Source organism: Cellulosimicrobium funkei (assembly GCF_900155925.1).
Lineage (GTDB): Bacteria > Actinomycetota > Actinomycetes > Actinomycetales > Cellulomonadaceae > Cellulosimicrobium > Cellulosimicrobium funkei.
This window is the reverse complement of record NZ_FTMI01000008.1, coordinates 40782-53914: the sequence shown is the minus strand read 5'-3', so window position 1 is coordinate 53914 and position 13133 is coordinate 40782. Positions and strand designations below refer to the sequence as shown.

Genomic DNA, 13133 nt, shown 5'->3' with positions numbered 1-13133 from the left:
CGAGCGGAGCGGCGGTGTCGCCGACAGCCGATCAGCGGTTGGGCGCGGTCTCGCGCTTCTCCTTGATCTTCGCCTTCTTGCCGCGCAGCGCGCGCAGGTAGTACAGCTTGGCGCGACGCACGTCACCGCGCGTCACGACCTCGACGGACTCGATGGACGGCGAGTGCACGGGGAACGTGCGCTCGACACCCACGCCGAAGCTGATCTTGCGGACCGTGAACGTCTCGCGGACGCCGCTGCCCTGACGGGCGATGACGACACCCTGGAACGCCTGGACGCGGGAGCGGGTGCCCTCGACGACCTTGACGTTGACCTTGAGCGTGTCACCGGGGCGGAACTCCGGGACGTCGCTGCGCAGCGATGCTGCGTCGACGCTGTCCAGCGTGTGCATGGTGCTTCTCCTCGCCCGCCACAGGTCGGACGCGTGCTCGTGGCCCGGGCAGACCGGGCCGTCGTCGTATCGGTGGGGTGTGCCGTGCTGGGCGTGGACGGTCGTCGACCTCGCGGTCGTCGGGTCCGTCGTGCCAGTCCGCCCGAGGATCGGGCGCGGGCTCCCCTGTGGCAGAGATCCGGGGCGGCACACACCGATCGACCATTCTGCCACACCCGTCGACCCCGGCGGCAGCCCTCGCGGGTCACGGGCGCGCGCCGGGAGGGTCCCCGCTCAGCCGTCGGCAGGCTCGGTGCGCTCCAGGTGGCCGTCGACGACGCCCCAGCCGGCCCCCGCGAGGACCTCCAGGTCGTGCCGGTCGAGGGCGGCGACGTCGAGCGCGCGCACCATGTCCGGGCGGCGGCGGGCGGTACGACGCAGGGCCTGGTCCCGGCGCCAGCGCCGGATCCGGGCGTGGTGCCCGGACAGCAGGACGTCGGGCACCTCGAGGTCGCCCCACACGGGCGGCTTCGTGTAGACCGGGTACTCCAGGAGCCCCGCGGCCCCGTGCGACTCCTCGACGAGCGACTCCGGGTTGCCCACGACGCCCGGCAGCAGGCGCCCGACAGCCTCGATCATCACGAGCGCCGCGACCTCGCCGCCGTTGAGCACGTAGTCGCCGATCGAGAGCTCGCTGACGCGCATCCCGGCGGCACGGTAGTGCTCCGCCACGCGCGCGTCGATGCCCTCGTAGCGTCCGCAGGCGACGACGAGGTGCTCCTCCGTCGCGAGCTCCTCGGCGGTGCGCTGGGTGAAGGTCGCGCCCGACGGCGTCGGCACGACCAGGTGCACCGCGCTCGCCTCTCCCGCGACCGCGTCGGTCGACAGGCCGGACACGTCGTCGATCGCCCGCCCCCACACGTCGGGGCGCATGACCATGCCCGCGCCGCCGCCGAACGGCGTGTCGTCGACCGTGCGGTGCCGGTCCGTCGTCCAGTCGCGCAGGTCGTGGACGCGCAGGTCGAGGATCCCGGCCGTGCGGGCCTTGCCGACGAGCGACAGGTCGAGCGCGGCGAGGTAGTCGGGGAAGATCGTGACGACGTCGATCCGCACGTCAGGCCTCGCCGTCGGCGGAGGCGTCCTGCGACCCGGGCTCGGCCGCCGCGTCGCCGGCGCTCGGCGCCGCGACCTCCAGGTGCTCCGCGTCCGACGCGAGCAGCCCGCCGGGCGGGTCGAGCACGACCCGGCCGCCGGCCACGTCGACGACCGGCACGATCTGCCGGACGAAGGGCACGAGCGTGCGGGCGCCGTCCGGCTCGCGCAGCACGAGGACGTCGTGCGCGGGCAGGTGCTCGAGGCCCTCGACGCGGCCCAGCACGCGACCGTCCGTGCCCTCGGCGCGCAGCCCGGCGAGCTCGTGCGGGTACCACGCGTCCTCCTCGTCGGACGCCTCGGCCTCGACGACGAGCTCGACGCCGCGCAGCGCCTCGGCGCCCGTGCGGTCGCGCACGCCCTCGAACCCGACGAGCCAGCGGCCCTGGTGGACGCGCACGGTGGCGACGGTCAGGGGGCCGGCGTCGGCGGGCCGCGTCTCCAGACGCTCGCCCACCGCGAGGCGTTCCTCGGGGTCGTCGGTGCGCAGGTCGAGGGCGACCTCGCCCCGCAGCCCGTGCGCCTTGCCGACGCGCGCGACGGTCAGCTCCATCGTCGTGACTCCTCGTGTGGTGCTGGATGGGACGGTGCGCGCCGGTCCTCCGGCGACGGACGCAGGAAGGCCCGGCCCGCCGGTGGCGGGCCGGGCCTTGCCCGTCGCCCCTCGCGGGGCGTCGTCGTGCGGGCCTCAGCGGCGGTCGACGTCCACGACGTCGACACGGACCGGCCCGTCGGTCGCGAGCGCGCCGATGACCGTGCGCAGGGCACGGGCGGTGCGCCCGCCGCGACCGATGACGCGGCCGAGGTCCTCCGGGTGCACCCGGACCTCGAGCAGGTCACCGCGACGCAGCGTCTTCGTGGCCACGCGGACGTCGTCCGGGTTGTCCACGATGCCGCGCACGAGGTGCTCGAGGGCCTCGGCGATCATCAGGCCTGCTCGTCGGCAGCGGCCTCGTCGGCCGCGTCGGCGGTCTCCTCGGCCGGAGCCTCGGTCTTATTCTCGGCAGCCTTGGCCTTGACCTTCTCGGCGTCCGCGGCGGCGGCCTCGATAGCGGCGGTCGGGTCGACCTTCTCGCCCTTGACCTTGAGCGTGCCCTCGGCGCCGGGCAGGCCCTTGAACTTCTGCCAGTCGCCGGTGACCTTGAGGAGCGCGAGCACCTGCTCCGTCGGCTGCGCGCCGACGCCGAGCCAGTACTGGGCGCGGTCCGAGGTGATCTCGATGAACGAGGGCTCCTCGGTGGGGTGGTACTTGCCGATCTCCTCGATCACACGACCGTCGCGCTTGGTGCGCGAGTCGGCGACGACGACACGGTAGTACGGCGCACGGATCTTGCCGAGACGCTTCAGACGAATCTTGACGGCCACAGTGGTGGTCTCTCCTGGTTCTGTTTCGGGCGAACCCGCGATCGTCCCGTGGGGACAGGACGAGGAAGGGGTTCAGGACACGGCACGCGCCGGAGAGAGGGGCCGGGGCACGCCGAGTACCGGGACATTGTGCCAGACCCTCCGGGCGCTGACCAACATCGCCCGCTCCCGCACGTCCGACCACGGTGTAGAGTCCCGCCTCACGTGGCCACCGCCGCGGGGCGCCGGGGCCGGTCCCGGACCGTCAGAAGGAACCGCATGGCCGAGCCCCACGGCGCACCGCAGCGCCCGTACCACCGTACCGTCGTCGACGGTGTCCCCGTCCTCTGGGCGGACCTCGCCACGGACCCGACCGTGACCCTCCTCTTCGGGGTCGGCCTCCAGGACATGGACCCCCGGACGGTGGGCATCACCCACCTCGTGGAGCACCTCGTCATGCGCCGCGTGGGTCGCGTCGACATCCCCCACAACGCGGAGTCGACCCTGCGTTCCACCTCGTTCTACGCGACCGGCCGGCCTGACCAGCTCGTCGACTTCGTCGACCGCGTGTGCCGCGCGGTCCGAGAGCTCAGCACGGTGACGCCGGAGGAGGTCGACCTCGAACGGCGGACCGTGCTCGCCGAGGTCGGGCGCGAGAGCCTGTATGCGGCGCACGACGCGTTCACGGTCCGCTACGGACCCTCCGGCACCGGGGTCGCCGCGCTCTCGCACACGCGGCTCATGGACTGGACGATCGACGAGGTGCGGGAGGCCGCCGCACGGTGGTTCCACCGGGACAACGCCGTGCTCGTGAGCACCGCCCCCCTGCCGGCGGGCCTGCGCCTGGACCTTCCCTCGGGGCCGCCGGTCGCCCGGCTCCCGCACCCTCCGTCGGTGCTCCCGGGCCCCTCGTGGGCCGAGCACAGCAGCGACGAGCTCGTGCTGTCCGGCGAGTGCTCGACGGAGCACGACGACGCCACCCGCATCCTCGCGACCGCCGTGCTCACCGAGGCCCTCAACGCGACGCTGCGGACGGCTCAGGGAGACGTCTACACGGTCCAGTCGATGGCGGTCCAGGTCGACGACGCGCGCGAGGTCCTGACGGTCGCGGCCGACCCCGGACCCGAGCGGGTGTGCGACGTCCTCGTGGCCACCCTGGACGTCCTCGAACGTCTCGCGGTCTCCGGGCCAGGTCCCGACGAGCTGGAGCGCGCCCGGGCCGTGCTCGCGAACGAGCTCGGCCTCGTGGCCTCCCACGCCTGGTGGCTCGACCTCGCGGCGTCCTACGAGCTGCGCGGATTCACGGCCTCCTCGCCGGCCGAGGTGAGCGCCCGGCTGCCCGAGGTGTCCGGCCAGGCCGTCGCCGCCGTGCTCACGGAGCTCCGCAGCACCCTCCTCGTCTGCTTCCCCGCGGGGCACGTCCCGCACGACGAGGCGCTGGCGCGGCTGGCGAAGGACCGCCTCGGCGCGGTGTCGCTCCTCGACGACACGTCGCCGGTCCCGCGCCGCGGGGGCTCCCGCCACAAGGCGCGGTTCTTCTCGCCCGCCCGGGGATCCAGCGTCCGGCTCCTCGAGGACCGGTTCGTCCTGACCGACCCCGGTGCGACGTACACGATCCGCCACCAGGAGGTCCTCCTCGCCGGGGTCGACGAGGACGGCGACGTCGAGCTGGTCACGGCACGCGGCGCCAGCGTCGTCCTCGTGCCGGCCCTCTTCCGGAACCTCGCCGCCCCGCTCGCCCGCACGGTCGACCGGCTCGGGCCCACGGTGCGCTACGTCAAGTCCACCGCCGCGGGGACGACGGGCGACCCGGCACCGGTCCCCGCCCGCTGACCTCTCGTCGCGCGGTCAGCCTGCAGGCGCCACGATCTCGCCGCGCAGCACGACGGCGGTCGGGGCGCGCAGGACCCCGACGTCCTGGCGCGGGTCCTGCGGGTAGACGACGAAGTCGGCCGACGCGCCCTCGACGAGCGACGTGTAGCCGAGGTACTCGCGACCCTGCCAGCTCGCGGCCGCGACGACGGCGGCGTCGGGGATGCCCGCGGCGACGAGCTCGGCGCACTCGTCGGCGAGGCGGCCGTGCCCGATCGTCCCGCCCGCGTCCGTGCCGACGAGGATCTGGATGCCGGACTCGTACAGCGCCCGGGCCTGCTCGTACCGGCGCTCGTGCAGGCGCCGCATGCGCGCCGCGAACACCGGGTACCGGGCGTCCGCCTGGCGCGCGATGTTCTCGAACTGCCCGATCTGGAGCAGCGTCGGGGTGACCGCGACGCCGCGCTCGGAGATCTCGTACATGAGGTCGGGGTGGATCCCCGTCCCGTGCTCGATGCCGTCGACGCCCGCGGCGAGGAGCGACGGGATCACCTCGTCGGAGAACGCGTGAACGGTCACACGGGCGGCCTCGGCGTGCGCGGCCGCGACCGCCTCGGCGAGGACGTCGTCGGGCCACAGCGGCCGCAGGTCGCCCTGGGCACCGAGGTCACGGTCGATCCAGTCCCCCACGATCTTGACCCACCCGTCGCCCTGGCGCGCCTCGCGGCGCACGGCCTCGGGGAGCTGGGCGACGTCGTCGAGCTCGAGCCCGTAGTGGCGCAGGTAGCGCTTGGGCCGGGCGAGGTGGCGCCCCGCCCGCACGAGGCGCGGCAGGTCGCGACGGCCGTGCACCCACCGGGTGTCGAGCGGGGAGCCGGCGTCGCGCACCAGGAGCACCCCGCTGTCCCGGTCCGTCAGCGCCTGCTCCTGCGCGGTCGTCGCGTCGACGGCGCCCTGGGCGCCCAGCCCGACGTGGCAGTGCACGTCGACGAGGCCCGGCAGGGCCCAGCCCTCGAGCTCGACCATGTTGGTGCCCTGCGCCGACGGCCGGGTGAGGCTGATCCGCCCGTCCTTGACCCACAGGTCGCCCACCTCGCGGTCGTCGCCGACGATGACGTGGCCGCGGACGTGCAGCGTGGGGCCTTCCAGCGCGGACATGCGGCTCCTGGGTGGGGACGGACGGGACGGGGAGACGGCCCGGTCGGGGGCGCGGTGCGGCACCGGGCGGTGCCACGGACATAACCTAGCGCCCGGGCGGCTGCGGGTCGCACCCGGGCTCGAGGACGGCCGTCCGGGACGGCCGCTGCTCAGCGGCCGCCGAGCAGCTTCTCGAAGCCGGGCGGGAGCTGGAGGTCGTCCGGCGTCGGGGAGGACGGCGCGTCCGTGCCCCGCACGCCGAACGCGGAGCCCGACGGCGCCGCGGGACCGGTGAGCTCGCCCGCCGCGCGCGCGGCGGCCGCGCGCTCCTGCGCGGCCCGCTTCGCCGGGTTGCCCGACTTGCCCTTGACCTTGCGCTGCGGCGCCTGGCGGCCCCGCGCCTTCTTGCCGCCCATGCCCGGGAGGCTGCCCATCCCCGGCATCCCCGGCATGCCGCCGCCACGGCTCATCTGCCGCATCATCTTCTGCGCGCCCGCGAAGCGCTCGAGGAGCTGGTTCACGTCGCTCGTCGTCACGCCGGAGCCGCGGGCGATGCGCGCGCGCCGCGAGCCGTTGATGATCTTCGGGTTGTCCCGCTCCGCGGGCGTCATCGACCGGATGATGGCCTCGATGCGGTCGACCTCGCGCTCGTCGAAGTTCTCGATGGCCTCGCGCATCTGGCCCATGCCCGGCAGCATGCCGAGCATCTTCTTCATCGAGCCCATGTTCTTCATCTGCTGCATCTGCACCAGGAAGTCCGCGAGCGTGAAGTCCTGCCCCGTGGCGACCTTCTCGGCCATCCTCGCGGCCTGCTCGGCGTCGAACGCCTTCTCGGCCTGCTCGATGAGCGTGAGGACGTCACCCATGTCGAGGATGCGCGACGCCATCCGGTCCGGGTGGAACGCCTCGAAGTCGGTGAGCTTCTCGCCCGTGGACGCGAAGAGGATCGGGCGACCGGTGACCCCGCGGACCGAGAGCGCGGCACCGCCGCGCGCGTCGCCGTCGAGCTTCGTGAGCACGACGCCCGTGAAGTCGACACCCTCCTCGAAGGCCTTCGCGGTCGCGACGGCGTCCTGACCGATCATCGCGTCGATGACGAACAGGACCTCGTCGGGCTGCACGGCGTCGCGGATGTCCGACGCCTGCTGCATGAGGACGGCGTCCAGGCCGAGGCGGCCCGCGGTGTCGACGATGACGACGTCGTGCTGGCGCTGCCGCGCCGTCTCGACGCCCTCGCGTGCGACGGCGACCGGGTCGCCGATCACGTCGTCGACCTCGACGCCGCTCTGGTTGCCGGGGTGCGGCGCGAACACGGGGACGCCGGCCCGCTCGGCGACGACCGAGAGCTGGGTGACGGCGTTCGGGCGCTGCAGGTCGGCGGCGACGAGGAGCGGCGTGTGCCCCTGCTCGCGCAGGTGCAGCGCGAGCTTGCCCGCGAGCGTCGTCTTGCCCGCGCCCTGGAGGCCCGCGAGCATGATGACGGTCGGGGGCGTCTTGGAGAAGCGCAGCCCGCGGCTCTCGCCGCCGAGGATGCCGACGAGCTCCTCGTTGACGATCTTGACGACCTGCTGCGCCGGGTTGAGCGCCCCCGAGACCTCGGCCGAGAGCGCGCGCTCGCGCACGGTCGCGCTGAACTCGCGCACGACGGGCACCGCGACGTCGGCGTCGAGCAGCGCACGCCGGATCTCCCGGATCGTCGCGTCGATGTCCGCCTCGGACAGCCGGCCCTTCGCACGCAGGTTCTTGAAGGTCGAAGTCAGTCGGTCCGACAGCGTGTTGAACACCGCGTCATCCTCACCAGTCGTCGGAAGTCTCGTGCGCGTCGGCCCTCCGTCGTCCTCGCTCCCCGGCAGACGTGGAGCGGGCACGGGACGGGCCGTCCGCGAGGGTCCAGCCTACCCGGCGGCGCCCGGTCCCCCCGGCACGGCGCCCAGCGCACGGAGCGTCTCGCCCACGAGGTCGTCCACGAGGCGCGCGCGCCACGCCGTCCACGCGCTCGGGCCGAGCGACGACGCGTCCGCCTCCGTGAGCGCGCGGAGCACCACGAGCAGGTCGGCGCGGTGGTCGACGGCGTCCGCGAGCTCCGCGACCGTCGCCGGGTCGTCGGGGTCCTCGCTCACGGCGAGGCGCGAGAGGGTGAGGTGGTGGCGCACGAGGCGCTCGACGTCGGCCACGACGTCCGGCTCGAAGCCCATGCGGCCGAGGATCGCGGGCACGAGCCGTGCGCCCTCGACGGAGTGGTCGGTGGCGCCGGCCCGCTTGCCGATGTCGTGCAGCACCGCGGAGAGCAGCAGCAGGTCGCTGCGCTCGACCTCCTTGCGGGCGCGCGCGGCGCGCGCCACGACCTCGACGAGGTGCCGGTCGACGGTGTGCCGGTGCACGGCCGCGCGCTGCGGCCGGTTGCGCACGCCCGCCCACTCGGGGATCCACGTCGTGACGACGCCCGCGAGGTCGAGCGCCTCCCACACCGCGACCTGCGCCTGGCCGGACCCGAGCAGGGCGAGGAACGCGGCCCGCGCGGCGCGCGGCCACGGCTCCGGCAGGGCGGGGCAGCGCGCGAGGCTGGCGACGGACACGGGCGAGAGCGTCAGGCCCGTGCGCGCCGCGGTCGCCGCGGCGCGCAACGACAGGAGCGGGTCGGACTCGGGGTGGGCGTCCACGGCGAGCACGAGCTCGCCGTCGTGCTCGACGAGGCCGTCGCCGACCGGCCGCAGCCGTGGCGCCGCGCGGCGTCCCCGCACGAGCACCGGGCGCCGGGCGACCGACGGCCGCTGGAGCGCCTGGCGGGCCCGGCGGACCGTGGTGTCGAGCGCGTAGGAGATCTCCCGGCCCGCCGCGGCGAGGCTCGCGAGGAGCTCGTCGGGGTCGTCGTACCCGGACAGCGCGGCGACCTCGTCGAGGTCGGCGAGCAGGAGGCGGCTCGTGTGCCGGCCCGTGACGACCTGGAGCGTGTCGCGGACGTCGAGCAGGTGGGCGTGCGCGCGGTCGACCGACCCGTGCGGGCGGTCGGTGAGCCACGTCGCCGCGAGCGCCGAGAGCACGACCGCGTCCCGGATGCCGCCGCGCGACTCCTTGAGGTCGGGCTCGATGAGGTAGGCGAGCTCGCCGGACCGCTCGGCGCGCTCGCGCGTCGAGGAGAGCAGGTCGGGCAGGCGGCGGCGCGACGCGGAGCGCCAGTCGGTGAGCACCGCGGACGAGGCGCGGTGCACGACGAGCGCGTCCCCCGCGACCGCCCGCACGTCGAGCCACCCGACGGCGGCGGGGACGTCCTTCGACGCCACCTGGCGGCACTGCGAGAGGGAGCGCACCGCGTGGTCGAGGTCGACGCCCGCGTCCCACAGCGGGTACCAGAGCCGCTCGGCGACGCGCGCGACGTCGTCGGCGGTGTGGGTGCGGCCGTCGTGGACGAGGACGAGGTCGAGGTCGCTCGCGGGGCCCATGTCGCCCCGCCCGAGGCTGCCGACCGCGGCGAGCGCGAGCCCCTCGGGCGCGACGCCGTCGGTCGCGTCGAGCCAGAGGCCCGCGAGCGAGGAGGTAACCAGGTCGACGACGGCGGCGCGGCGCGCGACCCCGCTGCGGCCCGGTCCGCTCATGGACCGTGCGACGTCGAGCATCCGCGCACGCAGGTCCCGCACCCCTTCGGGGTGCGGGACCTGCGTGCCGTGCTCTCCCGGCCCTGCCGGGCGCCCCGCCGATCCCCCTGCGACCCCGCCCGTGGTCGGGGTGTCGGCGTGGTGGGTCATCCGAGGGTCCGTCTCCTCACAGGGCGCCGGGGCCGTGCTCGCCCGTGCGCACCCGGGCGACGTCGTCCACGGTCACCGTCCAGACCTTGCCGTCGCCGATCTTGCCGGTCTGCGCCGCCTTGACGATCACCTCGGTGACCGCGGTGGCGTCGGCGTCGTCGACGAGGACCTCGATGCGGACCTTGGGGACCAGGTCCACCGTGTACTCGGCGCCGCGGTAGACCTCGGTGTGGCCCTTCTGGCGGCCGTACCCGCTGGCCTCGCTGACCGTCATGCCCCGCACGCCCGCGGCCTCGAGCGCCGACTTCACGTCGTCGAGCCGGTGCGGCTGGATGATTCCCGTGACGAGCTTCATGCCCGCACCTCCCTGATGACGCTGCCCTGCTGGATGGACTCGTACGCCGTCTCGCCGTGGACCGCGAGGTCGATGCCGCCGACCTCCGCGTCCTCGCTCACGCGCCAGCCCATCGTGACCTTGAGGATCAGGCCGATGACCGTCGTCGTGATCGCGGTGAAGACGATCGCGACCAGCGCGATGAGCACCTGGACGACGAGCTGCTGCGCGCCGCCCCCGAAGAAGAGGCCCGTGTCGGTCGCGAGGAAGCCGATCGCGACGGTACCCCAGAGGCCGGAGACGAGGTGGACGCCGACGACGTCGAGCGAGTCGTCGTAGCCGAAGCGGTACTTCAGGCCGACCGCGAGCGCGGAGAGCGCGCCGGCGACGAGGCCCAGGACGATCGACGTGACCGGGTTGAGCGCGCCGGCGGCGGGCGTGATCGCCACGAGGCCCGCGACGACGCCGGACGCGGCACCGAGCGACGTGGCGTGACCGTCGCGGATCTTCTCCGTCACGAGCCAGCCGATGATGCCGGCCGCCGTGGCGCTCGTGGTGTTGATCCAGGCGAGGCCGGCCGTCTCGTTCGCGCCGAACGCGGAGCCCGCGTTGAAGCCGAACCAGCCGAACCACAGCAGCGCCGCGCCCAGCATGACGAACGGCAGGTTGTGCGGGCGCATCGGCTCGGTGCCGAAGCCCTTGCGCTTGCCGATGAGGAGCGCGAGCACGAGCGCCGCGACACCGGCGTTGATGTGGACGACGGTGCCGCCCGCGAAGTCGATCGGCGCGACCGTGGCGGCGCCGTCGGTCACCCCGAACACCTTCGCGGCGAGACCGTTCTCGTTGGCCGAGAGGAAGCCGCCGCCCCACACCATGTGGGCGAGCGGGAAGTACGTGACCGTGACCCAGATCGCCGTGAACGCCAGCCACGTGCCGAACTTGACGCGGTCGGCGAGCGCACCCGAGATGAGCGCGACCGTGATGATCGCGAACGTCACCTGGAACGCGATGTCGACCACGTTCGGGTAGTTGCCGAGCGTGCTCGCGACGGCGCTGCCGTCGGCGTCCGTGATCGCCCCCGAGAGACCGAACTGCGCGAACGGGTTGGCGAACAGGCCACCCGTCCCGGCCTCGCCGTAGGACATCGACCAGCCCCACAGCACGTAGACGACGCCCACGACGGCCATCGCGCCGAAGGACATCATCATCATGTTCAGCACGGACTTGGCGCGGACCATGCCGCCGTAGAAGAACGCCAGTCCGGGCGTCATCAGGAGCACGAGGGATGCTGAGGTCAGCATCCACGCGGTCGCCCCGGTGTCCCACTCCATCGGATCATCTCCCCTCGCCGGCCGGGCGGCCGGTCGGGGACTACGGTGGTGCGGGCGGGTTTCCCCGGCGGTGTCGCCGCGTTACGCCGGCGTGACAAGGGCGGCCCGGACGTAAACGTTCGGTTTCGCCGCACCGCGCGGGCGCCCGGAGCCCGGCGCAGCGACCGGGCCGTGATCGCGCCGTGACACGACCGTGACCCGCCGGGCGACCCGGACCGGCACCCGGCCGGGCACCCTGCCGGGCACTGCGGCCGGGCGTCGCACCCGGCCGCGCCCGTGCCTCAGGCGCCGAGGAGCCCGTCGACGAACTGCTCGGGGTCGAACGGGGCGAGGTCGTCGGGCCCCTCCCCCAGGCCGACGAGCTTGACGGGCACGCCCAGCTCGCGCTGGACCGCGACGACGATGCCGCCGCGCGCGGTGCCGTCGAGCTTCGTCAGGACGATGCCCGTGACGCCCGCGACCTCGCCGAAGACGCGTGCCTGGTTGAGGCCGTTCTGCCCCGTCGTCGCGTCGAGCACGAGGAGCACCTCCGACAGCGGGGCCTCCTTGGTGATGACGCGCCGGATCTTGCCCAGCTCGTCCATGAGGCCCTGCTTGTTCTGCAGGCGCCCGGCGGTGTCGACGAGCACGACGTCCGCGCCCTCGGTGCGGCCGCGGCGCACCGCGTCGAACGCGACCGCCGCCGGGTCGGCGCCGTCGCGGTCGGACCGCACGGTCGGGACCCCGACGCGCGAGCCCCAGGTCTCGAGCTGGTCGGCGGCCGCGGCGCGGAACGTGTCGGCCGCGCCCAGCACGACGCTGCGGTCCTCGGCGACGAGCACGCGCGCGAGCTTGCCGACGGTCGTCGTCTTGCCGGTGCCGTTCACGCCGACGACCAGTACGACGGCGGGCACCGTGGACCCGTCCTCGGCGGTGCGCGGGGACGTCGCGAGCGAGCGGTCGAGCGTCGGGTCGACGAGCGCGACGAGCTCGGTGCGCAGGAGGTCGCGCACGCTCGCGGCGTCGCGCACCCCGAGGACGCGGACCTTGGTGCGCAGCGCGTCGATGAGCTCGCCGGCCGGCCCGGCGCCGACGTCCGCGAGGAGGAGGGTCTCCTCGAGCTCGTCCCAGTCGTCCTCGGTGAGGTGGTCCCGCGAGAGGACGGACAGCAGGCGGGCGCCGAGCGGCGACCCGGAGCGCGCGAGGCGCTCCCGCAGCCGGACGAGCCGACCACCGACCGGCTCCGGGCGCTCGAGCGCGGGCGGGGCGGCGACGTCGGGCTCCGGCGGTGCCTCCACGGTCGCCGTGCCGGGCGGCGCCTCCACGACGTCCGGCGCGGTCGCGGGGGGCGCGGCAGTGGCCGAGGGCGGAGGTTCGACGCGGTCGCGGCGACCGCGGCGACGGGCCGACACGGTCCCGGCGGTGACGAGGCCGACGACCAGGAGGACGCCGAGGACGATCCAGAGCGGGAGGAGGTCGTTCACCCCGGAAGTCTCTCAGACCGACGCGGTGCTCACGCCTCGGGAGGGCGCTCCCCCGGGTGCAGCGGGCGCACGCGCTCGCGCGCGCGGTGCAGGACGTCGGTGAGCTCCTCGGCGTCGACGTACGCGTTGGACGACACCTGCGTGGCCGTGAAGAAGTCGTCGATGCTCGTGTCCACCGGCCGCGGCATGCGCACGGTCGCGACGTGCTGGCCCGGGTTGTCGCCGCGGCGGCGACGCCGCCGCAGCCCCGAGCGGAAGTCCCGCCAGAAGGCGCGCATCCCCTGCTCGCCGTCCCGTCGGTCACCCGCCGCACCGGTCGACTGCGCCTCGGCGCGCGCGACGACGCTCGCGAACAGGAACACGACGGCGGCGACGCCGAGCGTGAGCCCCAGCCACACGAACATCCAGACCATGCCCTCCAGTATCCGGGCGCCCGTACGCGTCGCG

Annotated in this window: 13 protein-coding genes; 1 reads left to right on the top strand and 12 read right to left on the bottom strand. The window is 74.4% G+C overall.

What is annotated here, in order from left to right:
• Nucleotides 1-31: 31 nt before the first annotated feature.
• From rplS to rpsP, 5 genes are all read right to left on the bottom strand, one after another.
• Nucleotides 32-391, bottom strand: a complete 360-nt coding sequence (gene rplS, locus BXA05_RS17505; protein ID WP_021483307.1) for a 50S ribosomal protein L19 — start codon at nucleotides 389-391, stop codon at nucleotides 32-34.
• 273 nt (nucleotides 392-664) lie between these two features.
• Nucleotides 665-1483 carry a tRNA (guanosine(37)-N1)-methyltransferase TrmD gene (trmD, locus tag BXA05_RS17500; protein WP_076406439.1) on the bottom strand — a complete coding sequence of 273 codons (819 nt, stop codon included), beginning with the start codon at nucleotides 1481-1483 and terminating at the stop codon, nucleotides 665-667.
• A 1-nt stretch (nucleotide 1484) separates the two neighbouring features.
• Nucleotides 1485-2075, bottom strand: a complete 591-nt coding sequence (gene rimM / locus BXA05_RS17495; RefSeq protein ID WP_076406437.1) for a ribosome maturation factor RimM — start codon at nucleotides 2073-2075, stop codon at nucleotides 1485-1487.
• Nucleotides 2076-2210: 135 nt separating this feature from the next.
• Nucleotides 2211-2450, bottom strand: a complete 240-nt coding sequence (locus tag BXA05_RS17490) for an RNA-binding protein (protein ID WP_061268928.1) — start codon at nucleotides 2448-2450, stop codon at nucleotides 2211-2213.
• Nucleotides 2450-2887 carry a 30S ribosomal protein S16 gene (gene rpsP / locus BXA05_RS17485; protein ID WP_076406434.1) on the bottom strand — a complete coding sequence of 146 codons (438 nt, stop codon included), beginning with the start codon at nucleotides 2885-2887 and terminating at the stop codon, nucleotides 2450-2452. Before rpsP ends, BXA05_RS17490 begins: the two co-directional genes overlap by 1 nt.
• A 258-nt stretch (nucleotides 2888-3145) precedes the next feature.
• Between rpsP and BXA05_RS17480 the strand changes: the two genes are divergently transcribed.
• Nucleotides 3146-4699, top strand: a complete 1554-nt coding sequence (locus BXA05_RS17480) for a M16 family metallopeptidase (protein ID WP_076406432.1) — start codon at nucleotides 3146-3148, stop codon at nucleotides 4697-4699.
• Between the two features lie 15 nt (nucleotides 4700-4714).
• Here BXA05_RS17480 and BXA05_RS17475 read toward each other — a convergent pair whose 3' ends face one another.
• The 7 genes from BXA05_RS17475 to BXA05_RS17445 form a co-directional block, all read right to left on the bottom strand.
• Nucleotides 4715-5836, bottom strand: a complete 1122-nt coding sequence (locus BXA05_RS17475) for an amidohydrolase family protein (protein WP_061268926.1) — start codon at nucleotides 5834-5836, stop codon at nucleotides 4715-4717.
• 149 nt (nucleotides 5837-5985) lie between these two features.
• Nucleotides 5986-7599, bottom strand: coding sequence for a signal recognition particle protein (gene ffh / locus BXA05_RS17470; protein ID WP_061268925.1), 1614 nt, complete (start codon nucleotides 7597-7599; stop codon nucleotides 5986-5988).
• A gap of 111 nt (nucleotides 7600-7710) precedes the next feature.
• Nucleotides 7711-9558, bottom strand: a complete 1848-nt coding sequence (locus BXA05_RS17465; protein ID WP_076406430.1) for a [protein-PII] uridylyltransferase — start codon at nucleotides 9556-9558, stop codon at nucleotides 7711-7713.
• Nucleotides 9559-9574: 16 nt separating this feature from the next.
• Complete coding sequence (locus BXA05_RS17460; RefSeq protein ID WP_021483028.1) at nucleotides 9575-9913, bottom strand: P-II family nitrogen regulator; 339 nt, start codon at nucleotides 9911-9913, stop codon at nucleotides 9575-9577.
• Entirely contained in the window at nucleotides 9910-11223 is a 1314-nt protein-coding gene (locus tag BXA05_RS17455) for an ammonium transporter (protein ID WP_021483029.1), read from the bottom strand. The genes BXA05_RS17460 and BXA05_RS17455 overlap by 4 nt, the downstream gene beginning before the upstream one ends.
• A gap of 281 nt (nucleotides 11224-11504) precedes the next feature.
• Entirely contained in the window at nucleotides 11505-12686 is a 1182-nt protein-coding gene (gene ftsY, locus BXA05_RS17450) for a signal recognition particle-docking protein FtsY (protein WP_076406428.1), read from the bottom strand.
• Nucleotides 12687-12715: 29 nt separating this feature from the next.
• Nucleotides 12716-13099 carry a hypothetical protein gene (locus tag BXA05_RS17445; protein ID WP_055725692.1) on the bottom strand — a complete coding sequence of 128 codons (384 nt, stop codon included), beginning with the start codon at nucleotides 13097-13099 and terminating at the stop codon, nucleotides 12716-12718.
• Nucleotides 13100-13133 lie beyond the last annotated feature (34 nt).

Excerpts from the sequence above, each read along its gene's own strand:
- rplS (WP_021483307.1), bottom strand. The coding sequence starts at position 391 with ATGCACACGCTGGACAGCGTCGACGCAGCATCGCTGCGCAGCGACGTC.
- rimM (WP_076406437.1), bottom strand. The coding sequence starts at position 2,075 with ATGGAGCTGACCGTCGCGCGCGTCGGCAAGGCGCACGGGCTGCGGGGC.
- BXA05_RS17490 (WP_061268928.1), bottom strand. The coding sequence starts at position 2,450 with ATGATCGCCGAGGCCCTCGAGCACCTCGTGCGCGGCATCGTGGACAAC.
- BXA05_RS17480 (WP_076406432.1), top strand. The coding sequence starts at position 3,146 with ATGGCCGAGCCCCACGGCGCACCGCAGCGCCCGTACCACCGTACCGTC.
- BXA05_RS17475 (WP_061268926.1), bottom strand. The coding sequence starts at position 5,836 with ATGTCCGCGCTGGAAGGCCCCACGCTGCACGTCCGCGGCCACGTCATC.
- BXA05_RS17465 (WP_076406430.1), bottom strand. The coding sequence starts at position 9,558 with ATGACCCACCACGCCGACACCCCGACCACGGGCGGGGTCGCAGGGGGA.
- BXA05_RS17460 (WP_021483028.1), bottom strand. The coding sequence starts at position 9,913 with ATGAAGCTCGTCACGGGAATCATCCAGCCGCACCGGCTCGACGACGTG.
- BXA05_RS17455 (WP_021483029.1), bottom strand. The coding sequence starts at position 11,223 with ATGGAGTGGGACACCGGGGCGACCGCGTGGATGCTGACCTCAGCATCC.
- BXA05_RS17445 (WP_055725692.1), bottom strand. The coding sequence starts at position 13,099 with ATGGTCTGGATGTTCGTGTGGCTGGGGCTCACGCTCGGCGTCGCCGCC.